This is a genomic window from Methanosarcina subterranea (genome assembly GCF_055385895.1).
The window spans coordinates 3,539,156-3,563,169 of sequence record NZ_AP042426.1 but is presented as its reverse complement, the minus strand read 5'-3'; the positions used below and the strand labels follow the sequence as shown (position 1 = coordinate 3,563,169).

22 protein-coding genes and 1 pseudogene are annotated in these 24,014 nt (G+C 38.4%); 7 read left to right on the top strand and 16 right to left on the bottom strand.

What is annotated here, in order from left to right; genetic code table 11:
- Nucleotides 1–364: 364 nt before the first annotated feature.
- Complete coding sequence (locus tag ACZ5A8_RS15485) at nt 365–1,609, top strand: IS110 family RNA-guided transposase (RefSeq protein WP_464529342.1); 1,245 nt, start codon at nt 365–367, stop codon at nt 1,607–1,609.
- Nucleotides 1,610–2,150: 541 nt separating this feature from the next.
- Here ACZ5A8_RS15485 and ACZ5A8_RS15480 read toward each other — a convergent pair.
- The 8 genes from ACZ5A8_RS15480 to ACZ5A8_RS15445 all read right to left on the bottom strand — a co-directional run bounded on the left by ACZ5A8_RS15480 (nt 2,151) and on the right by ACZ5A8_RS15445 (nt 10,824).
- A complete protein-coding gene (locus ACZ5A8_RS15480; protein ID WP_464530145.1) occupies nt 2,151–2,303 on the bottom strand; it encodes a hypothetical protein in 153 nt (50 codons plus the stop codon).
- 444 nt (nt 2,304–2,747) lie between these two features.
- Entirely contained in the window at nt 2,748–2,945 is a 198-nt protein-coding gene (locus ACZ5A8_RS15475) for a CxxC-x17-CxxC domain-containing protein (protein WP_048140583.1), read from the bottom strand.
- A 627-nt stretch (nt 2,946–3,572) separates the two neighbouring features.
- Nucleotides 3,573–4,781: an AI-2E family transporter gene (locus tag ACZ5A8_RS15470; RefSeq protein WP_464530143.1), complete on the bottom strand. Its 1,209-nt coding sequence runs from the start codon at nt 4,779–4,781 to the stop codon at nt 3,573–3,575.
- Between the two features lie 307 nt (nt 4,782–5,088).
- A complete protein-coding gene (locus ACZ5A8_RS15465; protein ID WP_464530142.1) occupies nt 5,089–5,271 on the bottom strand; it encodes a hypothetical protein in 183 nt (60 codons plus the stop codon).
- Between the two features lie 172 nt (nt 5,272–5,443).
- Complete coding sequence (locus ACZ5A8_RS15460) at nt 5,444–5,758, bottom strand: hypothetical protein (RefSeq protein ID WP_464530140.1); 315 nt, start codon at nt 5,756–5,758, stop codon at nt 5,444–5,446.
- 48 nt (nt 5,759–5,806) lie between these two features.
- Nucleotides 5,807–8,878, bottom strand: coding sequence for a HEAT repeat domain-containing protein (locus tag ACZ5A8_RS15455; RefSeq protein WP_464530139.1), 3,072 nt, complete (start codon nt 8,876–8,878; stop codon nt 5,807–5,809).
- Between the two features lie 248 nt (nt 8,879–9,126).
- A complete protein-coding gene (locus tag ACZ5A8_RS15450; RefSeq protein WP_464530138.1) occupies nt 9,127–9,741 on the bottom strand; it encodes a GNAT family N-acetyltransferase in 615 nt (204 codons plus the stop codon).
- Nucleotides 9,742–10,692: 951 nt separating this feature from the next.
- Complete coding sequence (locus ACZ5A8_RS15445) at nt 10,693–10,824, bottom strand: serpin family protein (protein ID WP_322224375.1); 132 nt, start codon at nt 10,822–10,824, stop codon at nt 10,693–10,695.
- 443 nt (nt 10,825–11,267) lie between these two features.
- Here ACZ5A8_RS15445 and ACZ5A8_RS15440 point away from each other — a divergent pair, with 443 nt between their 5' ends.
- Nucleotides 11,268–12,512, top strand: a complete 1,245-nt coding sequence (locus tag ACZ5A8_RS15440; protein ID WP_464530136.1) for a hypothetical protein — start codon at nt 11,268–11,270, stop codon at nt 12,510–12,512.
- An 11-nt stretch (nt 12,513–12,523) separates the two neighbouring features.
- Here the strand turns inward: ACZ5A8_RS15440 and ACZ5A8_RS15435 are convergent, their stop codons facing one another.
- The 4 genes from ACZ5A8_RS15435 to ACZ5A8_RS15420 form a co-directional block, all read right to left on the bottom strand.
- The gene (locus ACZ5A8_RS15435; RefSeq protein ID WP_229390706.1) at nt 12,524–12,703 is read right to left on the bottom strand and encodes a CsbD family protein; all 180 of its coding nucleotides are present in this window, start codon (nt 12,701–12,703) and stop codon (nt 12,524–12,526) included.
- A 563-nt stretch (nt 12,704–13,266) separates the two neighbouring features.
- Nucleotides 13,267–13,683, bottom strand: a complete 417-nt coding sequence (locus ACZ5A8_RS15430; RefSeq protein ID WP_464530135.1) for a transposase — start codon at nt 13,681–13,683, stop codon at nt 13,267–13,269.
- A gap of 29 nt (nt 13,684–13,712) precedes the next feature.
- A complete protein-coding gene (locus ACZ5A8_RS15425) occupies nt 13,713–14,072 on the bottom strand; it encodes a transposase (RefSeq protein WP_464530134.1) in 360 nt (119 codons plus the stop codon).
- Between the two features lie 499 nt (nt 14,073–14,571).
- A complete protein-coding gene (locus tag ACZ5A8_RS15420; protein ID WP_229390705.1) occupies nt 14,572–14,751 on the bottom strand; it encodes a CsbD family protein in 180 nt (59 codons plus the stop codon).
- 628 nt (nt 14,752–15,379) lie between these two features.
- On the opposite strand from ACZ5A8_RS15420, the gene ACZ5A8_RS15415 reads away from it, so the two are divergent.
- Both ACZ5A8_RS15415 and ACZ5A8_RS15410 read left to right on the top strand, forming a co-directional pair.
- Nucleotides 15,380–15,721: a hypothetical protein gene (locus tag ACZ5A8_RS15415; RefSeq protein ID WP_322223886.1), complete on the top strand. Its 342-nt coding sequence runs from the start codon at nt 15,380–15,382 to the stop codon at nt 15,719–15,721.
- A gap of 126 nt (nt 15,722–15,847) precedes the next feature.
- Entirely contained in the window at nt 15,848–16,216 is a 369-nt protein-coding gene (locus tag ACZ5A8_RS15410; protein WP_322223884.1) for a cupin domain-containing protein, read from the top strand.
- A 137-nt stretch (nt 16,217–16,353) separates the two neighbouring features.
- Here the strand turns inward: ACZ5A8_RS15410 and ACZ5A8_RS15405 are convergent, their stop codons facing one another.
- Together ACZ5A8_RS15405 and ACZ5A8_RS15400 are read right to left on the bottom strand one after the other, a co-directional pair.
- A complete protein-coding gene (locus ACZ5A8_RS15405; RefSeq protein WP_464530132.1) occupies nt 16,354–17,250 on the bottom strand; it encodes a HEAT repeat domain-containing protein in 897 nt (298 codons plus the stop codon).
- A 1,035-nt stretch (nt 17,251–18,285) separates the two neighbouring features.
- Nucleotides 18,286–18,873, bottom strand: a complete 588-nt coding sequence (locus ACZ5A8_RS15400) for an Ig-like domain-containing protein (protein WP_464530130.1) — start codon at nt 18,871–18,873, stop codon at nt 18,286–18,288.
- Between the two features lie 571 nt (nt 18,874–19,444).
- Here ACZ5A8_RS15400 and ACZ5A8_RS15395 point away from each other — a divergent pair.
- The 3 genes from ACZ5A8_RS15395 (at nt 19,445) to ACZ5A8_RS15385 (ending at nt 22,356) form a co-directional block, all read left to right on the top strand.
- Nucleotides 19,445–19,573, top strand: coding sequence for a hypothetical protein (locus ACZ5A8_RS15395; RefSeq protein ID WP_255680687.1), 129 nt, complete (start codon nt 19,445–19,447; stop codon nt 19,571–19,573).
- Nucleotides 19,574–19,745: 172 nt separating this feature from the next.
- Complete coding sequence (locus tag ACZ5A8_RS15390; protein ID WP_464530128.1) at nt 19,746–21,062, top strand: ATP-binding protein; 1,317 nt, start codon at nt 19,746–19,748, stop codon at nt 21,060–21,062.
- Between the two features lie 418 nt (nt 21,063–21,480).
- On the top strand, nt 21,481–22,356 hold the full coding sequence (locus tag ACZ5A8_RS15385) for a DUF488 domain-containing protein (RefSeq protein ID WP_464530127.1): 876 nt from the start codon (nt 21,481–21,483) through the stop codon (nt 22,354–22,356).
- 83 nt (nt 22,357–22,439) lie between these two features.
- On the opposite strand, the pseudogene ACZ5A8_RS15380 reads toward ACZ5A8_RS15385, so the two are convergent.
- Nucleotides 22,440–22,697: pseudogene (locus ACZ5A8_RS15380) on the bottom strand (hypothetical protein); the annotation flags it as partial.
- 151 nt (nt 22,698–22,848) lie between these two features.
- Nucleotides 22,849–23,472 carry a hypothetical protein gene (locus ACZ5A8_RS15375; protein WP_464530126.1) on the bottom strand — a complete coding sequence of 208 codons (624 nt, stop codon included), beginning with the start codon at nt 23,470–23,472 and terminating at the stop codon, nt 22,849–22,851.
- Nucleotides 23,473–24,014: the final 542 nt, after the last annotated feature.

The window sequence follows — 24,014 nt, the reverse complement described above, 5'->3', positions numbered from 1 at the left end:
TACAGCTTTTCCGGTTTCACAGAAGTACAGGTTCTGTAATCCCTGTTTTTTATAAATGGCATGCAGGGCAGTTACAGCTCTTTTTCATAACTTTTTCCGAAGAACATCTCGTACACAAAAAACGCACATGATATTCTTCGAATAACATGCCCAAAAAGATGAAAGTCCTTTTATACCTAACTTTTTTGTTTATTAACTCCATCATTACCTTAGGACAGTAAGGTTGTCTTTTCTTTGGTTCTGTGAAACCGTCAAAAAACTAATCAGCGAATTGCCATCGAAGGCCCAGATGTGACTTTGATCACGGATGCCAAATTGCCTTTGAGGCAATTCCACTGTCCTTGAAATGATGGAGTAATGTAAATTGGAAGGAGAAATAAACAAATCTTGTGGTTTAGACATTCACAAACATTTTGTCATTGCTACTATTCTCAGCAGATCCGGTGAAAAACAGCTACAACGTTTTGATAGAGATGATGATGGAATTTTAAACCTTAAAAATTGGGTGACATCAGAAGAATGTGATGTTGTTGCCTGTGAATCAACAAGTGACTTCTGGGTTCCGATTTATGAGTCATTGATAGATCATTTGCCTGTTATAGTTGGAAATGCGCGAGATATGAAAGCATTTACACATAAAAAGACCGATAAGATAGATTCGGAAGTCATTGCACAACTTGCATTGAATAAAATGATTCAACCGTCAAGAGTTTTTCCTAAAAAGCACAGGGAATTCAGGTCGTATGTCAGGCTCAGGTTAACTCTTGTAAGAAAAAGGACAGATATAAAAAATGAAGCTCATGCTATTCTTTCTTCTGAAATGTTACATCTAGGTGATGTGCTAACAGACATTTTCGGAAAAAATGGAAGAGCAATTCTATCAGGAATTTCTTCAGGAAAAAATATTGATCAGATTATAGAATCACTTTCTCCAAATGTTCGGAAGAAAGCTGGTCAGATAAGAGAGATTCTGAACAGAGAAATATCTCAGAGTGCTGCAATAAGGCTTCAGATGTGCCTGAACATTATAAAACATCTGGATGAAGAAATCGAAATTCTGGAAAGAGAAATTTTCAATTACGCTTATAGAAATCATAAACATGAAATGGAAATTTTAATGTCAGTTCCTGGGATTGGAGAACTGAGTGCGGCAACTTTAATTGCTGAGATAGGAAACTTCAAAGACTTTTCTTCAGGGGATAAACTTGCTTCATGGCTTGGGATAGTTCCGAATGTGTATCAATCTGCAGATAAATACCATAATGGAAGAATCACAAAGAGAGGATCAAAAGTAGCAAGGTGGATTCTGACACAGATTGCTCAAGCAGCAGCAAGAAAGAAGAATAGCAGGTTAAAAGAGTTTTTTAACAGAAAAAAGAAGTCAATTGGATATGCAAAGGCGATTATTGCCCTGGCAAGGAAAATTGCAACGATAATATGGCATCTTATCACAAGTGATGAGATGTATGAAGATGAGACAGGGTATGAAAAGGGAGAAGTTCAAAAGAGAAAGATTGTTGAAACTGAAATATTTTCGGCTGATGAACGGATCAAAATAATTAGTGGAATATTCGCAATTATGGGAAAAGAAGACAGAGAGAGTACGTGAGGAAGATATCCTCATGTACTTTCATGCCAAGAAAGTGAATATTCAGAATTTTTTGATAAAATCCTCAAAGCTCTGCATAGATATTTTGAGTAAGAAAGTATCAATGTGCTCAAAGTTTCTTTTGAGACAATGCTTGAAAGATAAAAAAGAAGCACGATTTTTGCAGCCGGGTTGAACCTGAGAGCTCGGAAAATCCGGTAAAAAATAATAGATTAAGGGCAAAATGAAGAAGAAGAAAAAACTATAGAGAGTGCTCAACAAGCTTTTCTTAGAAAAGAAAGTGGGTTCTGAAAATTCTGCCATTTGTAATTTGATAGTCAATCATACAGAACAGGAATCCAAAAACCAACCTGTTTCCAGAAACCTTTTCCAGAATTTAGTGACAACGGAATATTATCATCTTTGCAATCCATAGCAGCTTTCAATTCAGGATTTAATTCCAGTGCTCTCTGCCTGGCTTTGATAGAATCATCAACTTTGTCAATGGAAACAAAAGCAACACTTTTGTTATACCAGGCTTCGGCATAATCAGGTTTTAACTTTATTGCCTGCTCATAAGTTTTATTGCCTCATCTTTTTCCCCGATTTCGCAGAGTACATTGCCCTTATTGACCCATTCGGCAGAGTTTTCAGGCTGCAAAGAGATAAAATTATTTATTGTCTTTTTTTTCCAGGCTGAATTCTGAGTCATCATAAATCCGCCCACCAGAATAAGTCCAAAAGATGCCAGAGGCCAGGAGGTGCCAAAGATATCGACAATAATAAACTGATACCCAAATAAAGGCAATATGAAGGAAAAAAATCACTATGCCAATAAGTGTTTTACCTGTATTCCTCATTTAAACCACCTTTTTTCGCAAATAGCGGCGTATTTGTTCACATTCGAGGGTCTGGAGAATCCTTTTTTAGTTATTGTAACTATAGTAGAATTAGCCAGAACTTGATATAAATTTTTACATCGATGGAAAAAGGTATTTATTCAAATGCAAATTTGAAAATACATAAAATAAAATGAAGAAAAAGTTTAACTTAAAGTGATTACTGGAAGCTTGCATCTACTTGAAAAAGCGACATATAAAAAAAGGAAAGTGAATAATTATTAGTAAAGCGTTAATGTAACTCAGTTACACGGATAACCTTAATAGCGGTTCTCTCTGGGAGTCCTGTGGTTAGGAAGGCAGTCTCTGCAGTAGACCGGTCTTTCGGGGTCAGGTTTGAAAGGTACCTGAGTCTCGACGTTACAGTCAGAACAAACTGCGGTGTGCATTTCCCTGGGACCGCTGTTACCGCGGAAACCTCCGGAATTTCCTCTGAAATTTCTGTCATTAAAAGCCATTTTCGTTTCACCTCCGCTTATAGCGGATAGTCAATAGTTTAAAAATAAGATTGTATAGAGCTCTTTGATTAAAAACAAAAGTGAGTTTTTAATAACAGATTATACGTCTCTTTATTTTTAATAGATCTACCAGACAAATATAGTATATAAAGGTATCTGTAAAATATGGAAAAAATACATGAAAATCTACTCCTCTCAGAGTTATCAGCTATAAACACTTTTACTATTAATTCTTTTATAAGATACCAGATCAGTCAACAGATCAGTCAACAGATCAGTCAACAGATCAGTCCAGCTAAAAGTTGTATATAATCAGAAATTATTGAACCTTGTTTACTGAACCAAACAGTACTGAAGTAGCATTTATAGACAGATATCATAGACAGATACTACAGACAGATATCATAGACAGATACTACAGACAGATATTATAGACAGATTTTATAGATGGCATCCATCCAAAATCAACACAATTAATCTAGAATTCGAAGCGAATATACACGATTCAGAAGATAATATGAACAAGAGGTTGTTAAAAAACAGATTGCCGAAATTCAGGCTACCAAAATAAAGCCAGAATAACGGCTACTTTAATTTAAAAGGTTTATATCAGGGTTTCCATTAATTTCATATAGCTTTTTTTCGATCATGCCATGGGTTAATTTCCGGACTGAAAATGTGGTCACCGGAAGCCTCAACTGACCTTTCAACGGATTTTTCAACCGACAACTGAAAGGATCTTTCTACCGTATTTTCAACCGGACCTTCACTTGGGCTTGCGGTTGAATTGTCTGTCTGGACAGTGGGAGTCCCAAGTATTTTCTTTGTCCTGAAGACTGCAAGCAAAAACCCGTATGTAAGAGGACCTATGATGACGCCGATAGGGCCGAGAACAAAGACGGGAGCCGCAAAAGCTATAAGAGTAATTGCCGGATGAATTGCTCCCCGGCTTCTTGCGAGCTTTGGTCTTATAACAAAGTCCGGGACAAGATTCAGTAAGATAATCCCCAGGAAAAACAGGGCACCTGCCGTAAAAAAGTCCTGTATGAGAATATAGTAAAGAGCAAGGAGGCCGTAGACCGTGCCTGCTCCTACAACCGGCAGGAGAGCCATTATGAAGGTTATAACTCCCCAGATCAGAGGATATGGTATCCCAAGGACCCAGTAAAGTACTCCTCCGATTACGCCGGTCACGAGACAGGTCAGGAAGTAGACTATGAAGAGGCTCTGGTAAATGTAATTGAGCTCCCCGAGAAATACAACTCCCAATTTTCTGTCCGGAAAGAGATTTGGGAGTTCGGTTGCTATAGTTTCGCTTTCTACAAGGAGATAATAAGTCAGGACAATAATTACGACCAGCTCTATAATCAGGATCGAAAGGTCAGTTGAGATCTGGAAGATATTATTCTGGATTTCGGGGACATAATCAGTGACCAGGGAATTTAAGTATGCACCGATGCTTGCAGTCAGTTTCCCGGGATGAGTCTGGATAAAAGGCTCAAAAACTCCTACTATCCGCCTGAGATCCATATTTGCAAACCCATTAATTGTATTGGGAATCTCTAACAGTTTTGAAATCTCATTCATTAAAGCCTTCACTATCATAATACCGGAAGATACCGTAATAAGAAGGATTGCGCCAAGCGGTATCAGGGCGCAAATCTGCTTGCTCTTAATGAATCTGAGACAAAAAAAGTATACAGGATGAATAACGTATGCAAAAAGGGCGCTGAGAACAAGAACACAAAAAAAAGCAGATGTTATGTATAAAGCATATAAAGAAACCAGTATGATTATAGCAATGTATATAGCCTTAACAGGGTCATAATTTTTCATATATGTAAAATACTGAGGAAGTAGATAAATAACTTACTACCAATATAAAAGAACTCATCACTCTACATGTATTATTATGTTTCTAATTGTATTTTTAAAAAGCATAACCTTATTGTATTGAAGAAAATCAAATAATTTACAAATAATTATAATAAAAGTATAGCTAAAAAGAGAAAGAGAGAATATATTAAGAGTAGTTAAAGAACATTCCGAAAACATTTAGGAACATTCAGAGGCTACTTAAAGGATATTTAAATAAATTATAAAGTATTCAGAGATTATTTGAGAACGTTTAAAGAACATTTAGTTATAGTGATAAAATCTCTTTCTTCTCCCGTTTGAAAACTGCAGTTACTGTTCCTCCATCATCAATGTCATCCTTGATCAGAACCAGTTCCCATCCTTCATTTCCAATTCTTTCAAGGTCACTCATTTGCTGCGGCATGTGCACACCATGAATCCTGCGAGAATCGTACTCCCATAGTTTCATTATTTAATACCCCTCCTGTTACCGATAAAGAGAAACTTTGCATTTAATATTGTGATGAAACTATAAATAACCCGGACAAAAGAAAAAAGTGACTGGATGTTTATTTTCGTTTCCGTCCCTTAGACTCACCACTTGCTGCTGAAAAGTAAACAGATAGTTTACTGCCCGTAATTTACTGCTCATTAGAGTCGGACAGCCCCGGAACTGAAGACCGAAAAAGCACCCCTTTTTCGCATTTTATCCTGCGGATTCTTTCACGTGCCATAAAATCAAAAACCAGTTCAATATCCTCAGGGTAGCTGGAATCGGGATATAATGGATTAAGAGCCTGGGAGTTTTGCCTTGAGACATAGAACCTGTTTTCACCGAAATAGGCGATATACTCCAGCTGATACTTTTCGAATACGAGGCGAATGAATTTTTTTGAAAGAGGGGGCTTTGCAAATTCAAAGTCCTCATCTGTCACTTCAATGCCTGCTCCATACATAACAAAGAGATTGGCAGGATCGGATATAAATTTCGGGGTAAAGGAAACTTATTTGCCTGAAGCTTTTTGCATCCTGACACCGGGGATCAGGCCTATGAATCTGCCAACGCGCCTGTAGCGCTCCAGCATGTCCTGTTCCTGCCTGATGTCTTCAAGTTTCTCAAAAATGTACAGGTTTTCAGGAACATTGGGAATCTGAGCTCTGAGGATATTGAGCAGAGAATCAAGCTGTCTGTCAAGTTCTTTTCTGTCCTTTTCAAGATCCTGGAAGATCCATTCCCTCACCTTCTGGCTTACAGTGCACGTGATTTTTTCCGTGGGAGTGCCTTTTGCCTGCAGGCAAGCTGTCCTTGCTTTGTACCGTATCCCTGAAAGTGTCTCTTTTAGTTTCTGTTCCAGAACTACCTTTCCAATTCTTGGATACTCTCTTTTCACGGTTTTTTGCGCAAGGATAATATCTTCTTCCATAGCTTCCAGAAGACCTGAAACCCTGTCAAAAGCTTCAATGCAGGTCTCAAGCAGTTTCTTCTGGGCAGGCAAATCCCCGGCAGTCACATTCCCAGCTGCCCGAAGAAGCCCTGTGAACTCTTCTAGAATTTCAAGAAGCCTCTGATTATCTTCCAGATCCTTTACCTCATGGGCTACCTTTGAGATGTACCTCTCACTTTCGAGCCTGGCAGTTCTTCCAGGGCTGTCGCTAAAAAGTATTTGTAGAAGAGTTTCGTAAAATGGGTAATAGAACTCAGGGATGGAGGCGTCGATAGAGGTTTCAGCCGCTTCTTTAAAGTATTTGACAGCCTCCTTAAGTCCAAAAAGGTAAGCAGCCTCGTTTTCTGCTCTCAGTGCCCTCCATAGGGAAGCTCTTCCAAGGGAGCGAAGTGCATACCTGCGGACATAGATATATGGATTATCAATAAGAACCTGCAGGTCTCTCCAGGCCCGTGTTTTATCAGGCACATAAAAAAAGGCAGACCCAAGAGCTCGCGTTGCGGCTCGTTGCACAAAACTGTCGCTGTGGGTCGAAAGCCTTATAAGATCACTCCAAGCTTTCCCTTTATCCGGGATACCCGTATATCCAGCTGCAAGAGCAAGCACCGCCCCTTTCCGGACTTCTCTGTCCTCAACGGATGTGAGCCTCAAAAGGTCGTTCCACGCTCTCTGCTTGTTATCGGAATATGTAAATGCAACGGCGAGAAGTTCTGCAGCTCTTTTCCTTAGCTGGGCGTCCTGGCTTTCAGTAAGCCTGACAAGATCAAAAAGAATTCCGGATTTTTCCTCGACCGCTGGAAAGACATACGAAAGCAGCCCTGCAGCCCCCTTTCTGACGCCAATGTCCCCGTCTCCGGATACTTTAAGAAGTTCGCTCCAGATATCCTGCATTTTACCTGATTTTCGCGAATAAACTGCCAGCAAAGACTCAATTGCACCTCTCCGCATCTGCGGGTCCGGATCAAGGATCAAGCCTAGCAATTCTTCTATAACTTCTTTTTTATCCGACAGGTAGGGGTATGCTGTGGCAAAGGATTCTGTTGCATCTTTTCTTACATAATTGTCCCTATCACCTGTCAACCTCAGGAGGTCAAAAGCGGGTTTTCGGTTTTCTGTTCCTCCAGCCTGCTCACTTTCTATATTACTTTTACCCTTTACTTCTCTTTCGCCCTTCACTCTTCTTTCACCCTTCAGTTCCCCTTCAACCTTCACTCCTTTTTCATCCTGTACTCCTCTTTCTTTCCTTTCTCCCTCTTCAGAGAGAGTAGACCCTATAGAATGTGCTGCATCCCTCCTCACGAAAGCAGCTTTTTCCGATGCCAGTTTGTAAAAGCCAGAAGGTTTACTTTTTTCGTTTTCCCACCATTCCTCTTTCTCTTTATTTTCTCCTGCTTCCATCTCCACTTCATTTATCTCGAACTCATCACATAATTGAGGGCAGACAGAAGCAAGAGTCTTTACGACTCTTCTGAGCACATAACTGTCCTTCTTTTCAGCCAGACTCACCAGATCCGAATATGCCTGGTTTTTATCGGATACGTGTGGAAAAACCTTACTGAGAGTATCAGCTGCGGTCCTCCGAACATATTCGTCCTCATCCCCTGTGAGTTCGATAAGTTCCTCCCATACAGAGTCTTTATCTTCCATGCCTGGAAAGACACTCACAAAGGCATCTGCAGCAATGTCCCTGACGTACCCGCCCCTTGACCTGGTGAGCCTCAGGAAATCAGCCCAGACCATGGTTCTGTCTGGCATATCAGGAAATATGGAAATAAGGGCATCTATTGCCTGCTTTCGTACAGGCCCGCTCTCATCTCCCGTAAGCCGGAAAATGTCATTCCATGCCTTTTTGTTATCAGGTACAGACGAAAATACCGAAGGCAGAGCAAGCAGAATTTCCTTCTGCACAACCTGATTCATGGATTTCCCTGCCAGTTCCAGCATCTCTTCCCACGCCTCGTTTTTCTTTTCGTCAGGCAAAGAGGAAAAAACCTCTCCAAGGGCCCTTGCAGCCCGTTCTCTGACCTTTAGATCCCCGGATTCGTCTGCCAGTTTCATTAATTCTTCCCATGCATCGTTTTTCCTTTCACCCGGAAGCTCGGGAAAAATCATATTTAAAAAAGAAGCAGCCTTTTCCCGCACATAAGGGTCATTCGAAAAAGTCATTTCAAGCAGGTCTTTCCAGGCCTGTTTCTTATCCGGAAATTCAGAAATTACATTTGGAAGCGCACGGATAATTCCCCTGCTTATATCCTCAAGGCTTGATTTTGAATTTACCAGTCCGACAAGACCTTTCCATGCCCTGCCTTTATCAGGCATAAGTGGAAAAACAGCAATCAGAGCATTTACTGCTTTTTTCATCACCCTTTCTGACGGATAAGCCGTAAGGTTTACAAACCTTTCCCAGACCAGTTCCCTGTCCGGTACATTAGGAGAAACCATCTTAAGGGAACTGATAGCTTCCTCCCTTACCTCACTGTCCCTGTCAGAACAAAGCCTTAAGAGGTCTTCAAACGCCTGTTTCCTGTCAGGAAAGGCCTCAAATAGAACTCCCAGCTGCTTTGCAGCTTTTATCCGCTCATCCGATACCTGACTGAAAGTCCTATCATGTATCCCGGGCTGATCGCTCAAGAATTCCCACCAACTGCTGCTCTATTAGGTTCTTGCTGTATTATATTCCAGTTTGACAGGTTTATTCTTATAAGTATTGATTTTGAATTTTAGCTGGCAGTAAAAAGAGTATTGAGGGTATTAGATGTCTCCATGAAAATAAAAATGTAGCTTGATCAATTTTTGATAGCTTATCTTCCAGATTTGAAACATTTCCAGAGTTATGAATAAAACATAAATTTTCTTACTCAATTCAAATATAAGGGATATTATAACTCAGAATATTGAACGGGATCACAAATAGACTTTAAAATGCAGAAAATACTCCCAAAAAGTGGAGAATTGCATGGAAACTTTCTATATTGATGTGGTTTTATTTTCTGAGAAAAGAAAGAAGATCCTTCTGTTATTGAGGAAGGGCCAAAAAGCCTCGACAAAATAAAAGTTTCCCTCAATGCCAGTCTGACTTCGGTTGGATGTTCCAATTCAGCAAAGAATTGAAAACCAAGCTTACTGGGCACATTGTTTGATGTGTTTTCTTCAGGAAAGAGCTGCGCTGCAATTGTCATTTCCGGTACTGCCTCAAATGCGATCTGCACAAGTGCCTGAGCCATGCGCGTAGCTACGCCTCTCCCCTCGAACTCCGAAAAAGTTAAATACGCAATTTCCACGCAGTTGTTCTCAGGGGGTGACTTGAATGAACATGTGCCTGCACATTTATTTTCTTCGATCGCCAGATAATCAATCCAGGGCGGCATATATCCCACACTCATATATAACTCAGCAGTTGAGGTCATGACCTCTTTAATCGTGTCTGTAAGATAGTTAATCGGCTTTGCAGCCGTGCCGTTTTCGGTTATCTCAACAATATATCTCATACTCATATATGTTCCATCATGATCACTCGCTTTAGCACAACAAATGTAACGTCCTGTCTGGAAAAGGACCCAGCATTTACCAGATCAGAATGCATTTCTCAGTTCTTTTTTGCTATACGTTCAATCAGTATTGCTATAATTTTCAATCAATAGATGACAATTAGTCATTCCGTTCCGTAATGTCTAGCCAGGTTACAGGGATCACGAGAATAGTGAAAAAAGAACCAGGAATAGAGATGTTTTATTATTTATCTAGTTTTTGAAGCCAATATTATTGAATTATATTACCAAAAATCGTTAATATAAAAATGCCAGCAATATTTTGTATAAAGATAGAGAGCTATATACTGATATTTTAGAATTTATGTCTAATAAGTATACCATCGTAGGCATGTATATATAGTGTGAGCCATATATATAGATGGCAATCAAAGAGTATAACGTTTTTAAGATTTCTGGGTTTTTGATTGATTGCAGTACAGAATACTGAAAAATGAAGATATGATCTAAGGAGTATTTTATGGAGTTAAATGATTCTACAATAAATTTTAGGCAAAAAAATCTCGTAATAAAATCTCTTCGTTATATGGAAAGACATAAAAAAATTAGTCAATATTGCGATGAATACAAAAAGAGTTGGCCTGAATTATCTTATGACGAGGCAAGTGACTTAATCAGGATTCTTGATAAGATGTCCTGGCAGTAACTATTTTTAGCTTCTTATCCACTTTTTTTATCTAGTTCCAAATTTGTTTTTGCTCTATACGGTTGCTTTAGACAGTTTGAGACAGGGATATACAGATTGGCTCCGGAATGACGAGGCATGTTGGTGAATGAGTTTAGATACCGGCATTGTTAATTTTTCCAAATGAAAAAATGAAGAGTTTTGAAATCTCAAGCCATAGCAAACCTTTATTTTAGCTATTTCTTTTCTACTGCTTCTTTTTTGTTGTCACTCTAAAGATCTTCAGTTTCTTCATACTCAGGGTATCCAACTTTTCCCATGAAAAAGATACAGTTTGTCCTTCTGTCTTCTGTGAAGAACACGAACGGAGGGTCGTCTTTGAATTCTTTTGGTTCAGAATCCATAAATGCTCACGCCCATCTTCACTCCCTCCTTTGTCGCTGCAGCAGCTTCCGTACCTTCTTCATGCACATCTATAAAGTTTGGTGAATTACACTGGATATTTTAATGGACTGCCACTAATCTCTGAAAAATCTGCAGGATGAAAGCACGCACAAAGCTCAGTTTAATTTCTGACTGAATATGACATTTCGAAAGAAGGGATATCAGTAGCCACTGAATGCACGGTAAATACACAGTCAGCCTGTGCTTCTGGTTGATTACTGTAATTTCCTGTAACTTTTAGATTATAGTCAAACCATACTGGAGCTTTCTAAAGCTTCCAACGAAGTATTTATCTGTAATTATATTTATTCAAGTACAGGTTTTGAATTTACTGATATCACTTTATCGTGTAATTTAATCAAAGAGAGAAGAACAGAATGTTTTGTAAATGAAGGATGAAATAATGCAGCAACAGGATGTAATAATCAGTCAACTGGCAATCGGGCAATTAACAACAAAGCAACTGGCACAAACAGTTACAGATTTTCTTGAGCCTGTAATTCCGTATCTGGTCATAGGATCCAGAAAGGCGGATGTAGAAGCCGGCAAAAAAGCAGGGCTCGAGGCATGGGCGATTAAGAAAAAACTGTGGGAAAAATTATGTTCCAGAACACTGCCTGAAGTAAAAGAAGCAGCAGGAGATATGGTTATTGCACCCTCCGATCCAGAAGTAAAACAGGTTCTGGTTCAGGAGGTTATAAAATCGTTTGAAAAGAACCCTGCTTTAGCTAAAGAAATTTCATCCATTCTTAAAGACGGGACTGTACACAGGGTGACACTTAAAAGCTGTTCAGCTGGTACTGCAGTTCAAGACTCAGGCGATAGAACTAGAGTGCTTGAAGAATTTAACGAGCTGCTTGAAAAATTTACAGCAAAAACCAGTACAGTTGTCATCACTACTACCACTACCCAGAATTTGAAGCAACTAGAAGTGGGGCAGGAAAAAGAAGAACTTATGAAAAAAGCTCTTGATTTTGCCTGCCAGATTCAATACGGAGACATCAGATCACAGGCCCTTTCCCTGATTGTTCCTTATATGGAGGGACCAAAAAAGGAAGAGTACATAAAAAAAACCCTTTATTTTACCTCCAATATTCAGGACGGAGCCGAAAGAGCCACAGTCCTTTCTTCACTTGTCCCTCACCTGAAGGGACCAGGAAAAGAAGAACTCATTGAAGAGATCTTTAACTTTGCCCCTCACATTCAATACGGAGATGCAAAGTTCCAAATCTTTTCTTTGATAGTTCCTTATCTCGATGAGCCCCTGAATAAAGAGCTTATAGAGAAAGCCTTTGATATGGTATCCGGAATTCAATCTGAATATCTGAGGGTGCAGGCTCTTTCTTTGCTCGCCCCGCGCATGCATAGGCAAGGCAAAGAAGAAATCATAGAAGAAGCCATTCAGTTAGCTTCTAACCTTAAAGATAAAGACATGAAGTCTGAAGCCTTCTCATTTATTATTCCAAATCTGGATGAAGCAAGAAAAAAAGAAATTTTGGAAAAAGCCCTTGGGATGGCATCCGAGATTAAATCCGAATATCGAAGGGCACAGGCATTTTCTTTGCTTGTTCCTTATCTTAATGAGGCAGAAAAAGAAAAAATTAGGGAAAAATTCCTGGTTTCGGAACTGTCAGGCGCAGGCGTGTAATACGCCACTCCTTATTTATCAAACACTTTCTTGATTTGGCCTACCTTTTCTTGCGCCTTGCCTTCTCTTTTTTCAGCTTCACCTTCAGCTTCCAGATCTCGATCACCGGTCAGTTCCCCTACGGTCTCCTTGATCTCTCCTTTTGCCCTGTGGTACTTACCTTCAACTTTATCGTCTGTGCTTGATTTCATGATACTCCCCCGTTTCAAGGTTTCTTTTTAATCTTGGGGAGTGTCACAGCTCAGTTACCTTTCAATAGATGTAAGCCGAAAAACTCCTGAGAATTGACGGCATTACTGGCCGTGATACCCCACTTGATAGTACTATTATAATAATGAGATAATACTTCTAAAAGCTTCGCTTAATAAAGTTTTTAAGAAAAGGTATCTGGACGCCTGGGTGTTTTATATATAAACTAAATTGATATGTTTTTAAATATCTATTCAATGCCTTAAAATGTTTTTAGTTTTAATTTTGATACTAAAGTTATTACCGGCTACTTTACAGCCAACCTTTCTCGGGAAATGAAAAAAGAAGTAGGAGAGGAAGAAAAAGACTGCTTCTCAAAAAAGCACCCGCCGTATCTTTTTTCTATTTTTTCCTTCTTTTTCTTTGTCTCCTTAAGCAAATATAAGTTATTTAATAATCCCCTACCTTCCCTTCTGGCTGTTCAACCACTACGGCACAAGCTCCCGTAAAAATCCTTTAACAAGCATCTGAAATTAAATTAAATTAAATTAAATTAATTAAGAGCCTATCCCAAAACCTCATTTAATCTAATTATTGCTGCTACCATTACAACTCCTAAATATGATTTCTCTTTAATTTCATATCTTGGAAATACTTTCTTGCATGACTCTATCCAGCTAAAGAATCTTTCTACTATGCTTTGCTTTTTGTATTCTTCCGGATCTATCTTTATTGGTCTCCCTCTCCTCTTTTTCTTCCGATTTCTTTTATTTACTGGTATATTGGACTTTATTCCTCTTCTCCTGTTATATTTTCTAATTTTAGCTGTATCATACATTCCATCAGCTGTTACTTTTGAAGGCCTGTTAACAGGCCTTCCTACAGGTCTCCTTATATTGAAATTTTTAAGTGTAGGTATATAAAGCGTTGAGTCATTCTTATTTGCAGGAACAACGATAATAGAGAGAGGTAGACCCTGCAAGTCTACTAAAACGCTTAATTTTATTCCTTTTACTTTTTTGTGTCCATCGTAGCCGATATTCCCCCTTTTTTAGCCGGAATATCCTTTGTATCAGTAAAGCAGTGAGAGAGATCTATTTTCTTCAAGTCATAACCTTTGTTTAAAAGTTCATTGAAAATCTTCTGATAGGTACCATGTTCACACAGGTAAAGATGAAATCTATGAACCGTTGACTTAGATCCATAGTGACGAGGAACGTCTTTCCACGTACAACCTGTCATAACGACGTACAAAATACCGTTCATTAACATCCTCATATTTACACGTGGCCTTCCTGTATGTGGTTTCTGAGGAGGAAGATAAGGCTCTATTGATTTCCATAGAACGTCATCGATTTCACGAAATGACATATAACTATGAGCTCACCCCAAAACCGATTTTATTTTCATATCAACAAGAATTTCAGGATCATTTTCCTAATCAGAAGATCGATTGATTATTCAAGATTTAAGATTTAGGGACTTAATCCTGAGTTTTGGGATCAGCTCTATATTTATAATTTCAACATAATATTACTTTTGGGATAGGCTCATAATTTTATCAATTTTCTTACGGAACTAAAAATACAGGGAAAAAGATCGGCAAACTTTGCAAATCAAAGGGATAGAGACTCAGCGTATCGTTTAAGGGAGGGAATGATTGAATCTTCCACAAATTGACAGAGAAAAAAGAAAAGTTTATGTTTTTCATATCCTCACTACTACGCAAACGCATAAAAAGTACAGATACCTGTGAGAATGAGGAATTTTTTCCCAAAATAGATATTTTGTGTCAACTATTTTGATGTTGCTGAATTTTGGATTGATTCATTAGCACCTTAAAGTGCTTTTATATTTAACTTTGGATTCCTTAATCCTCCAGGGCTTTCTTAACCTTACCTTTCTTTTCCTGTACCTCCCCCTTTCTTTTTTCAACAGTCCCTTCAGCTTCTGTCTCGGGATTATTGGTCAGGTCTCCCACTGTCTCCTTGATCTCACCCTTCGCCTTGTGAATCTTGCCTTTAGCTTCTTCCTTAGTACCTTCGTTCATAGTATTCCCCCTTCTTCTTATTTTATAAATTCTCTTTTTAATCCAGGAGAATGATCACAGCTATAGTGCCCTTAAAAAGATGTAAGCCGAAGAATTTAGAAAACTATCGGCATTATAGGACTTTACCTGCCGTGATATCCCCATTTACGATCTATTGCATATTATAATAATGAACTAATCCTCCTAATACCTTCGCCTACCGATTCAGGTTTTTAAGGAAGGGAGCTTTGCCAGTAAGTGCAAGTATACCTAAAAGTAAAGGTTTTTTCCCCCATCATTTCTCATCTTGACGACGAGGGTAATTGATGAGTTTTTGATAAACCTAAAACTTAATTCTACCGTACAGATCTATAATTATGCTGGAACCATATTTAATAAAGAAAAGACTTTACAAATTATAGTATAGAGACTCGCAGGCCCTGCTAAACTTTGTACTTCAGACTGGAGCTCATACTTAACAGAGATTAGCTATATATAAGCCAGCCGTAATATTACTTAAATAATATAAAATTAATATATTTAATTTTGTGTATAATTTTGTGTACTAATTTATTATCTTTATTTTTTATCAATTAATTCTGTACATTCAGTCTAATAGAATGGTCGAATTCTCAATGGGGGTTAAAGAATGAGAATAGAATTGATAGCAGCTTCTCTGATAGTAATCTGCTTAGTTTTTTCTCCTGGATTAGCTCAGGCACAGAATGAAGAGAACAGTTGTAAGCCTATAACATTTATTAACGTTACACCTGACGCGTTTGAGTGCATGAAGAACAAGCTTCAGGATTACGGCGTCGATGTCCCGCCTGGAAATGAAGGAGAAATTTCAGAAAAGGGGGTTACCGGGAGCTTCGAATGGGATGGAAAGTCTACTCTGACCATCACAATTAAGGAAAAACCTTTTTGGGTCAGCTGTGAGACCGCAGATGAGAGAGTAATACTATTCGTAGACGAATGCAAAGGTCCTTGAAGGAAAAATATGTAAAAGGTAGAAGTCAGTCTATGCTTTGTCCTTCGTATCAATTCAGGTTCAAAGAATTAGATGGAAAGGCTTATATCCTTTTTTCGAACAAATAAAATTGGGGGTATGTTCTGAATGAAATACATACGAGTATATACTGACTCTGAAGGTCTGTCACACTTTGAGGACAGAGATATCGAATTTGCAGAAGTAGATTTTGCCCCGCCGGCTCCTTCAGTCTTCCTTTCGACTTTCCACCGGGCGTCCAGGTACGTATTTTTCCTGATTCCTCCTGGCTGGTTTGGAGACTGGCACCCGGCCCCACATAAGCAGATATTCTTCTTCCTTTCCGGGAAAACAGAGATTAAAGTAAGCGATGGGGAAATCCGCCTCTTCGGTCCCGGAAGCGTAATGCAGCTTGAAGATACCGAAGGACAGGGACATGTCACAAGGGTAATCGGGGACGAGGAGGTACTGGCAGCAATTGTGCAACTGCCGGACTGAAAAGCATGATCATGAACAAGTGGCATTATTGAATAAATAGCATCATTGAGTAAGTGACATTGAAATGTCATCTTTAAACAAGCGACGTGGAAGAAGATTTCAATTTTGAAACCTTCACCTCTACACCCTTTTATTCCTTACTTCTCAGTTTCTTCTTCTTTTCTTTTTTTGCTGGAAGCTCCCTGCTCCTTTCCTGCTGTGCCAGAAGCCTTCCATCTCGCATACGGTGCCTTTTTTGCTGCAAGCCTGTAAAGCTCTTCAACCGGGTTTTCTGCATCGTAAATCTCGGGATAATCGTCCCGTAGTAACTTTACAGCCCGCCTAACTATATAGCCCATTTGTCCCATGGTCAGGTTTTCGACGTCTTGCATGGCTTTTTTTCGATCAGGGAGCTGATGGAAGATCCGTGCCATGATATCTCCAGCTCTGTCCTGCACATGGCTGTCTCCGCTCCCCGCAGGTTCAAGCAGACTTTCCCAGACCTGTTCCCTGTCTTCAAGGTAAGGGTATATCAAAATAAAGGCATCCGAGACGAGTTCACGGATTTCTCCGTACTCGCTCCCTGCAAGGGCTATAAAATCAGCCCAGACCTTTTCCCTGTTCGGCATGGAAGGAAAAAGCAGGATCAGGGCTTCTACTGCGTGTTCCCTGACATGCCTGTTCTCATCTTCAGCCAGCCGGAGAAGGCAGTTCCATGGTTTACTTTTTTCCGGTACATAGCCGAATGCAAAAATAAGGAACACTACCACGGCTTTCCAGACCTCCGGGTCTTCAGTCCCTATAAGTTCAAGCAGGCTGTTCCAGCCTTTTTCTTTTTCTTCATCCGAAAGTTCCGGGAAAACTGTTCCAAGGGCATTTATTGCTTTTACTCTGAGAGTTTTATCTTCATCGGAACAGAGCCTGAGCATGTCCTCCAGAGCTTGCTGCCTGTCCGAAAAGGATCCAAAAAAGGTTATAAGCTGCTGCAAGGCATCAGTTCTTTCATTTAAACTCGGGCTGAAGGTTTTTTCATGTACATCTGACTGATCGACCAAGAATCCCCACCAACAATAACACAAGTTCTTATAAGATTAAATATTTTACAAGATTTTACTTTGGTTAGCATCCTGTTTGTTGAAAAGTTTAGGGAAATTATGATTATTGTTCCAATCATTTGCAATAGGTATTAATTTCCTCTCAATCTCTCTTATCGCTTCTAGATCTCTTCGGAATGATAAGCCTGCAACCATATGCCGTCAATACCCCTTCTTGCAAATTCTTCTGCATGTATGAGACGCACATCGCTATTATTGTAGTTTTCATGATCCCAATCCAAAATCTATTTTGGAAGCAATTTATGTCTGTTGTATCCTGAAATAATTTCGCAGACTCAAAGCCATTTGAAAGTTCATTACACGATACAACAGCAAGCGAAGTAAAAGGTTAAACATTGAATGAATTCCATTACATTTCGGTATTGTGGAATGATCATGTAAAATGAAACGAATTCGAAATTGAAGTAAAATAGTAGGTCATCTGTATACGATAGATAACTGTAATAAAAGAAATTTAAAAAGCGAAATAATTTCAGGATAAAACAGGCAATTTACTTCGATAATTAGAAAATATAGCCATCAACTTTCCCGCAGCTTTTATCATCTATTTTGATATTATTTACGTCCAAAAGTCTTTTAGGTTAAACGGTCGAGGATTTCTTTTATCGTTGTTGCATCTAGGTTAAGGTTGACCTTATTCAGGGTGATGCAGATCAGTTTTGCAGATCACCTTAGCTCTTCGTCGGAATGGTATTTCGAGGCGTGGTCGTATAATGCTGCCAGGCAATAAGAAATAGTGTTCAGAGAGCACATATTATGATGGCAATAAGAGCATTCTAAGGTTTGAAATCCAAAGAATAACAACTGGGATTATATGGTTTGAAACGAAGTGTAGCATTACGAGAAATACTATTAATCAATTCATAAGAGATCCAATGTATGCTTTAGTTTAAAAATCAAAAAGACTCAAAAGTTGCCTGCAAAGCAGGTAACTGCATAAGTCCTGAGAAAGAAAAAAATACTGTAGAAAAGGTTTTATTTTTTCGAAATCTTGAACTTGTATGTGAAATCTCCACCGGCTTCTCCATCTTTATCTCCATCAAAAGAAACACCTTTCACGTCTTTGATAACTCCTGATCCCGTGTCAGTCCCTATCAAAGTAACAGATATTTTAGTCTCATCTTCTCCCAGAGGATACTCTTCATAAGGCCTGAACATCAGCGTTCTGGTACCAGCATCAAGAATTCCTTCTATAGGATTTTCAGAAGCTGAACTCTTGACTATAACTGTATCCTTCGTGACAGTAGAACTGTCAATAGATGCATCGAATTCGACCCAGATAGGAGATTTCGGGTCCTTGGAAAATGTTTGTCTATCCGGATAAACAGACTTCACTGTAGCAGGATATGGGCGTTTAAGTATCTTCTTTGGAACTAAATGGAGTTTTTTGTATACCCTTTTCTCTTTAATATATTTATCATAAGTATATTTCGCAGTAACACCTGCAACAAAGCCTACCACAGCTCCGGCGGCTGTCCCTACTGTTGTCCCTACTAATAGACCACCAAGTAGATGGTCTTTCTTTTCAAACACATATTTCTTTTTCAGTTCTTTACCCCCCACATATTTTTATCCTTTATTATTTACTCAACCTTAATCTTACTCAACTTTGTAAATTATCTCCAGATACATGTCCGAACTCAAGTTTGTAACTAACTTAAATAATATGCTTTTTTCAGAATGAAGGACATAAATTATCAGTCAGTTTTGAGTTTGACTACGTGTTTCCTGGATATATATTCGATAATATTATTGGCATATATAATATTCGTTTAATAAATGATTATAGTAGTCCGTTTGCCTCTTTGACCAGCTATTATATTTATAAAGATAGGAATAAATTCAAAAATTAAAGAAAGAAAAGAAAAATATGTGATATAGATCGAAAAATCTTTTTTATGAATCTCATCTTAAAATCAACTTTATTCCAAAATCAGTATATACTATTCATTGAAGGAAAAGAATAACACTATTTGAGATTATCGCTCGGTATAAATCTTATTAAATTGCTATTCAATAGGAAGAGACAGAGACTTTGAACAGGCCGGTATACCTGTGTTCTAATTTGATGAATAATGGATTTCTATACAGACGGAGGAAACTGTCGACATGTTATACCTCGAATTTGTCTGACATGGAAACAAAAGAATGCGAGGTGAAATGCCTGCTGGCCAGGATGAAAAACCTCAAGATGAAAAGAGGGATTATCATCACATCAGATAATTTTGCATTAAATCCCTCTACCACTCAGGATTACAACTAAAATTAAGCTTTGAAGAAAGAGTTAAAACCAGAAGCATGGAAAGGTTACTCTTTTACTATACTAACGAGATCGAATGTAATTTTATAAATTCATCGCCCATATACGACAAAATAAGAGAATTTTATCGACTATGCTCGATGAGTATATAAACAAGAAAGCCTGATTATTCTTTGTGGATACGAGAGAGAAACTGAAAAGTGCCATTGTTGAGTGGCAGGGAAGAGTTTTACCACCATTGCAGAAGCGCAGGTCTGAAGTGAACATCGATACTCCGCATGTAAATGACATCGTAGGTGTGAGGAGATGCGGCAAAACATGCTATATGTATCAACTGATATCGGAACTGCTTAAGCGAGGTGTGCCGAAGAGCAATATATTGTACCTGAACCTTGATGATGACCGCTTGCAACCTCTAAACGGGGATGAACTGCAGCTGTTGATAGAAACTTTCAGGGAAATGCAGGAGATATCAGAAGGAAACCGTTTGTATCTTTTCCTTGATGAAATCCAGAACTTTCCTTCATGGGAACGATGGATTAAGGGCATCTACGATAGAAAACAGAACGTGAAGATGGTAATAAGCGGCTCAAACGCATCTCTGCTTTCACAGGAGATATCCACCCTATTGACAGGCAGGCATCTTAGCACCAGGATGTTCCCTTTCAGTTTTGCGGAATTCCTGGATTATCATTCCATCTCTTTTGATATGAAAACGCTCCCTTACTCGGAAGACAGGCCAGTTGTCAAACGCAGATTCAACGAATACCTGGAAAAAGGAGGATTCCCCGAGACCATAGTCTATCCGTCAGTGAAGCATCGGGAAACATTGCAGTCATACTTTGACGACATCATCTACCGTGACATCATTTCAAGGTATGGCATACGTAATCCTCTTATATTCAGGGACCTGACCCTTTTTTGCGTATCAAACATCGCAAAACAACATACTTACAACTCCCTCCGAAGGCTGTTTGCCAGTTATTCCTCCCTCAGCACGGATGCGATAATCAATTATATTGCATACCTTGAGGATGCATTCCTGCTCTTCAGCGTCAGCCATTACAATGAATCTCTAAAGCAACAAATGAACAAACCCAGAAAATTATATTGTATCGACACAGGCATGATCAATGCCGTTTCCTTCAAACTATCCTCCGATACCGGAAGATTATACGAGAACCTTGTATTCATCCGGCTCTTACACTCTGGAAACGAGATCTACTACTGGCAGGATCAGAAAGGCCTTGAGGTCGATTTTGTAACAAAGGAAGGACTTGAACCCACCCGATTGATACAGGTCTGCTCAGATTTATCCGACCCGAAAACAAAAGAACGCGAAGTGAACGGCCTGCTGGCCGGGATGAAAAACTTCAGGATGAAAGAAGGGACAATCATCACATCGGACATCTTTGACGAGGAGGTTGCTGATGGGAAGAGGATAAGGTATGTGCCTTTGTGGTACTGGCTTCTTGAGGGAGATGGCCATTAAGTATTGATGTTTGAATAAATATTTGGAGAATTGGTATAACTCGGCTTTTTATTTAAGGTATTGTTGCGGGTATTGTTACTGAGTTTTTTCTTCTTGCATTTCAAGTACCGGTATTCTTAGCGACCATGCGCTCAGCGGAACGGATAGTTTTCTCGAAAAAATAGAGAACATTTGTCCGTCATTCAATATGATGAATGATTATTCGATATAATGAATGATATGGACATTAGATCCTGTTGAAAATTCTAAAATTTAATACCAATGTAAAGATTTATAGTTCCAGTAGAATCCGATTTAATAAATAAAGTAATTTTAAATTCGTCCTATCAAAAACCGTAAAGATATGCTAATATAAAAATCATATAAAAGCGCTAAATGGAATATTTTGAAATAAACACACTTGATAGATGGTAGTTTAATGAAAAACCTGAACCACAAACAAAGAGCTCTCCTTAACACTATAGGCAAACTCCATGAAATGAACCTGTCTTCCAGATTCATGATAATGAAGAGTCTCTTTTTGTTATCCCATGTGGAAAAAATTGACAAGTCAATTAAATTCTATAACTTTTTTCCTTACAGTTACGGGCCTTTTTCCAACGTATGTTATAACAATCTTTCCAGCCTGAAAAAAGAAGGCTATATTATCGAAGAGGAAAAACGGTTTGAATTAACCGAAAAAGGGAAAGCAGCTTTAAAAGGCATGGACCCGAAAGTAACTCTGAAAATAAATAGAGTTGCCGGGAAGTTTGATTCTGACAAAGAAATTATGGCATACATATACCGAAAGTTTCCAGCTTATATGATAAAAAGTAAACTTCTTCCCCCTCAAGAAGAGACAAAACAAGCTTCTAGTCGAGAGCCAGGCCTTTTTACCATCGGATACGAAGGAAGAGACATTGACCTTTTTCTTAACGTCTTAATCCAGAATGCCATAGATGTTCTTATTGATGTCAGGAAAAATCCTTTCAGCATGAAATTCGATTTCACAAAAAATAGCCTTAAAAATTATCTTGAAAACTCAGAGATTCGATATCTTCACATCCCTGAACTCGGTATAGAAGGAGAAAAAAGAAAAGAGCTTCTCACACTAAAAGATTACGAAAAACTCTTTGAGGACTACGAGAAAACGACAATAAAAGAAAATCCCGAGCTATTAGATAAAATTGTGGAATTAAGCCGAAGCCACCGTGTTGCACTAATGTGTTTTGAAGCAGATGTAAACATGTGCCACCGTGGAGTTATTGCAAGAAATATAACTCAGAAAGAAAATGTGGAAGTATTAAATATCTGAAACACATAAAGGTCACGTAAAACTATTGTTCTGTTTTTTAGAGGCTTTTCCTGATTAAGTATCTGGAAAAAATAATTTCAATATCACAATTTACGAATTTCATCTATTACCATTTGTGCAGACTTTATTGAAGAAATAGTAATCCCTTTTTTAATTTGAGCATCCAGATTATAGTCTGCATTGTTTCTTCTGTCCCTAAGATTGAAAAGAAGATTACTTATAAAAGAGTTTTTACCTTTCATATAGTCAATTACTTTTTTGTACACGTTAGAATCAGGAGGAAAATTGTAACCTGCAGATTCCAGATAGCTTCTTGCAACTAAAAAAGCTGCATAATAAGCTCTACTAAGAGCCTATCCGAAAAGTCGATAATGCATGTTGAAAAGTTACAATCGGTCTATAATGTGAGAGTATCCGTTCCGGTTTTGCATATTGCATATCGTAAAAGTTATAGCAGGTAACCACTTTTCGGATAGGCTCTAAGTCAGAAATTTATAAGGCAGCCTGAAAGGCTACATTATATACTATATACAGACTTGCAGAAAGTGAGACAAGGTCTTGAAAAGCCGTAAATCTTCTCATTCTGTTCCTGCCGGTGGTCACTGTCCTGTATATGGGAATGGGAAGCCCGGGGATAAGAGGGACTCTTCTTTTAGAAGCTCCAAATAACATAGCTCCGATGATCAGAAGTACTAGCGAAATGATCAGGATCTTGAAATATAGAGGCTGTTCAGACGGGTGTGTCATTCCTGAGACTAGCTTGATATCCGTATTAAAATCTGCATTACTTATTTTTATCTGGTGAATTCCTGATGATTTCGGGGTAAACACAGTAAAATCATCTACAAATATCCCTGATTGATTGTGCCCACCAAAACCTTTTTGCCAGGAATATTCTATGTTTTGCGGGTCAACAATAGTGATGTTTAAAAGTTCTGTTCTGATTTGTTCCCTTGTTGAAAAAATAAAAGTTACCGGTTCGTTTTCTGTAAACATGACACTTTCGTCAATACCTCTTAATGGTTCTATTGAAGCACTTAAAACCTCTTCTCCTGTGATAGATCCTGCTACCAGGACAGAAAGGATCAAAAATGCGAAATTGAACATCGCAACCATGAGAACAATATTAATAATCGAATTGATGGATTTTCCAATTACTGACGTTTATTTCGTCACCTGAACATTTAAAGACAAATAGGAATTGTCTCTGTGAAAGATAGATTATTCATATTTAAAAATGTTTCACTGTAACAAGTATTTTTCTCCCTGAAAATATCCTATCCTAGGTTTAAAGTATGAATAACCGAATCCAATAGTTCCTGGATTTTAAGATATGAATAACTGAGCCCAATAATGATACTTAGTTATTTTCCACTTCATAGAAAAGGCTAATATTGCGAAGGAATGCTTGTCCGGATTGGAATAAAATAGTTTCGGAAACATACTTTAAAATATTAGATAGTTGTATATATGGTGCAATAAAATTTTGTCGGGATGGCATGTTGCACGTGCTATAACTATTGATTTTTGTTTTTTAATATATGCAACACTGCAGAAAAATTGAATAAAAATTAGAAAGATGTTTCTGCAAAAACATAACTCTCAAAATACTGATAGGCCGGGCTCCATAATAAGCGGTCTCCAGAAGAAGTTTTGGA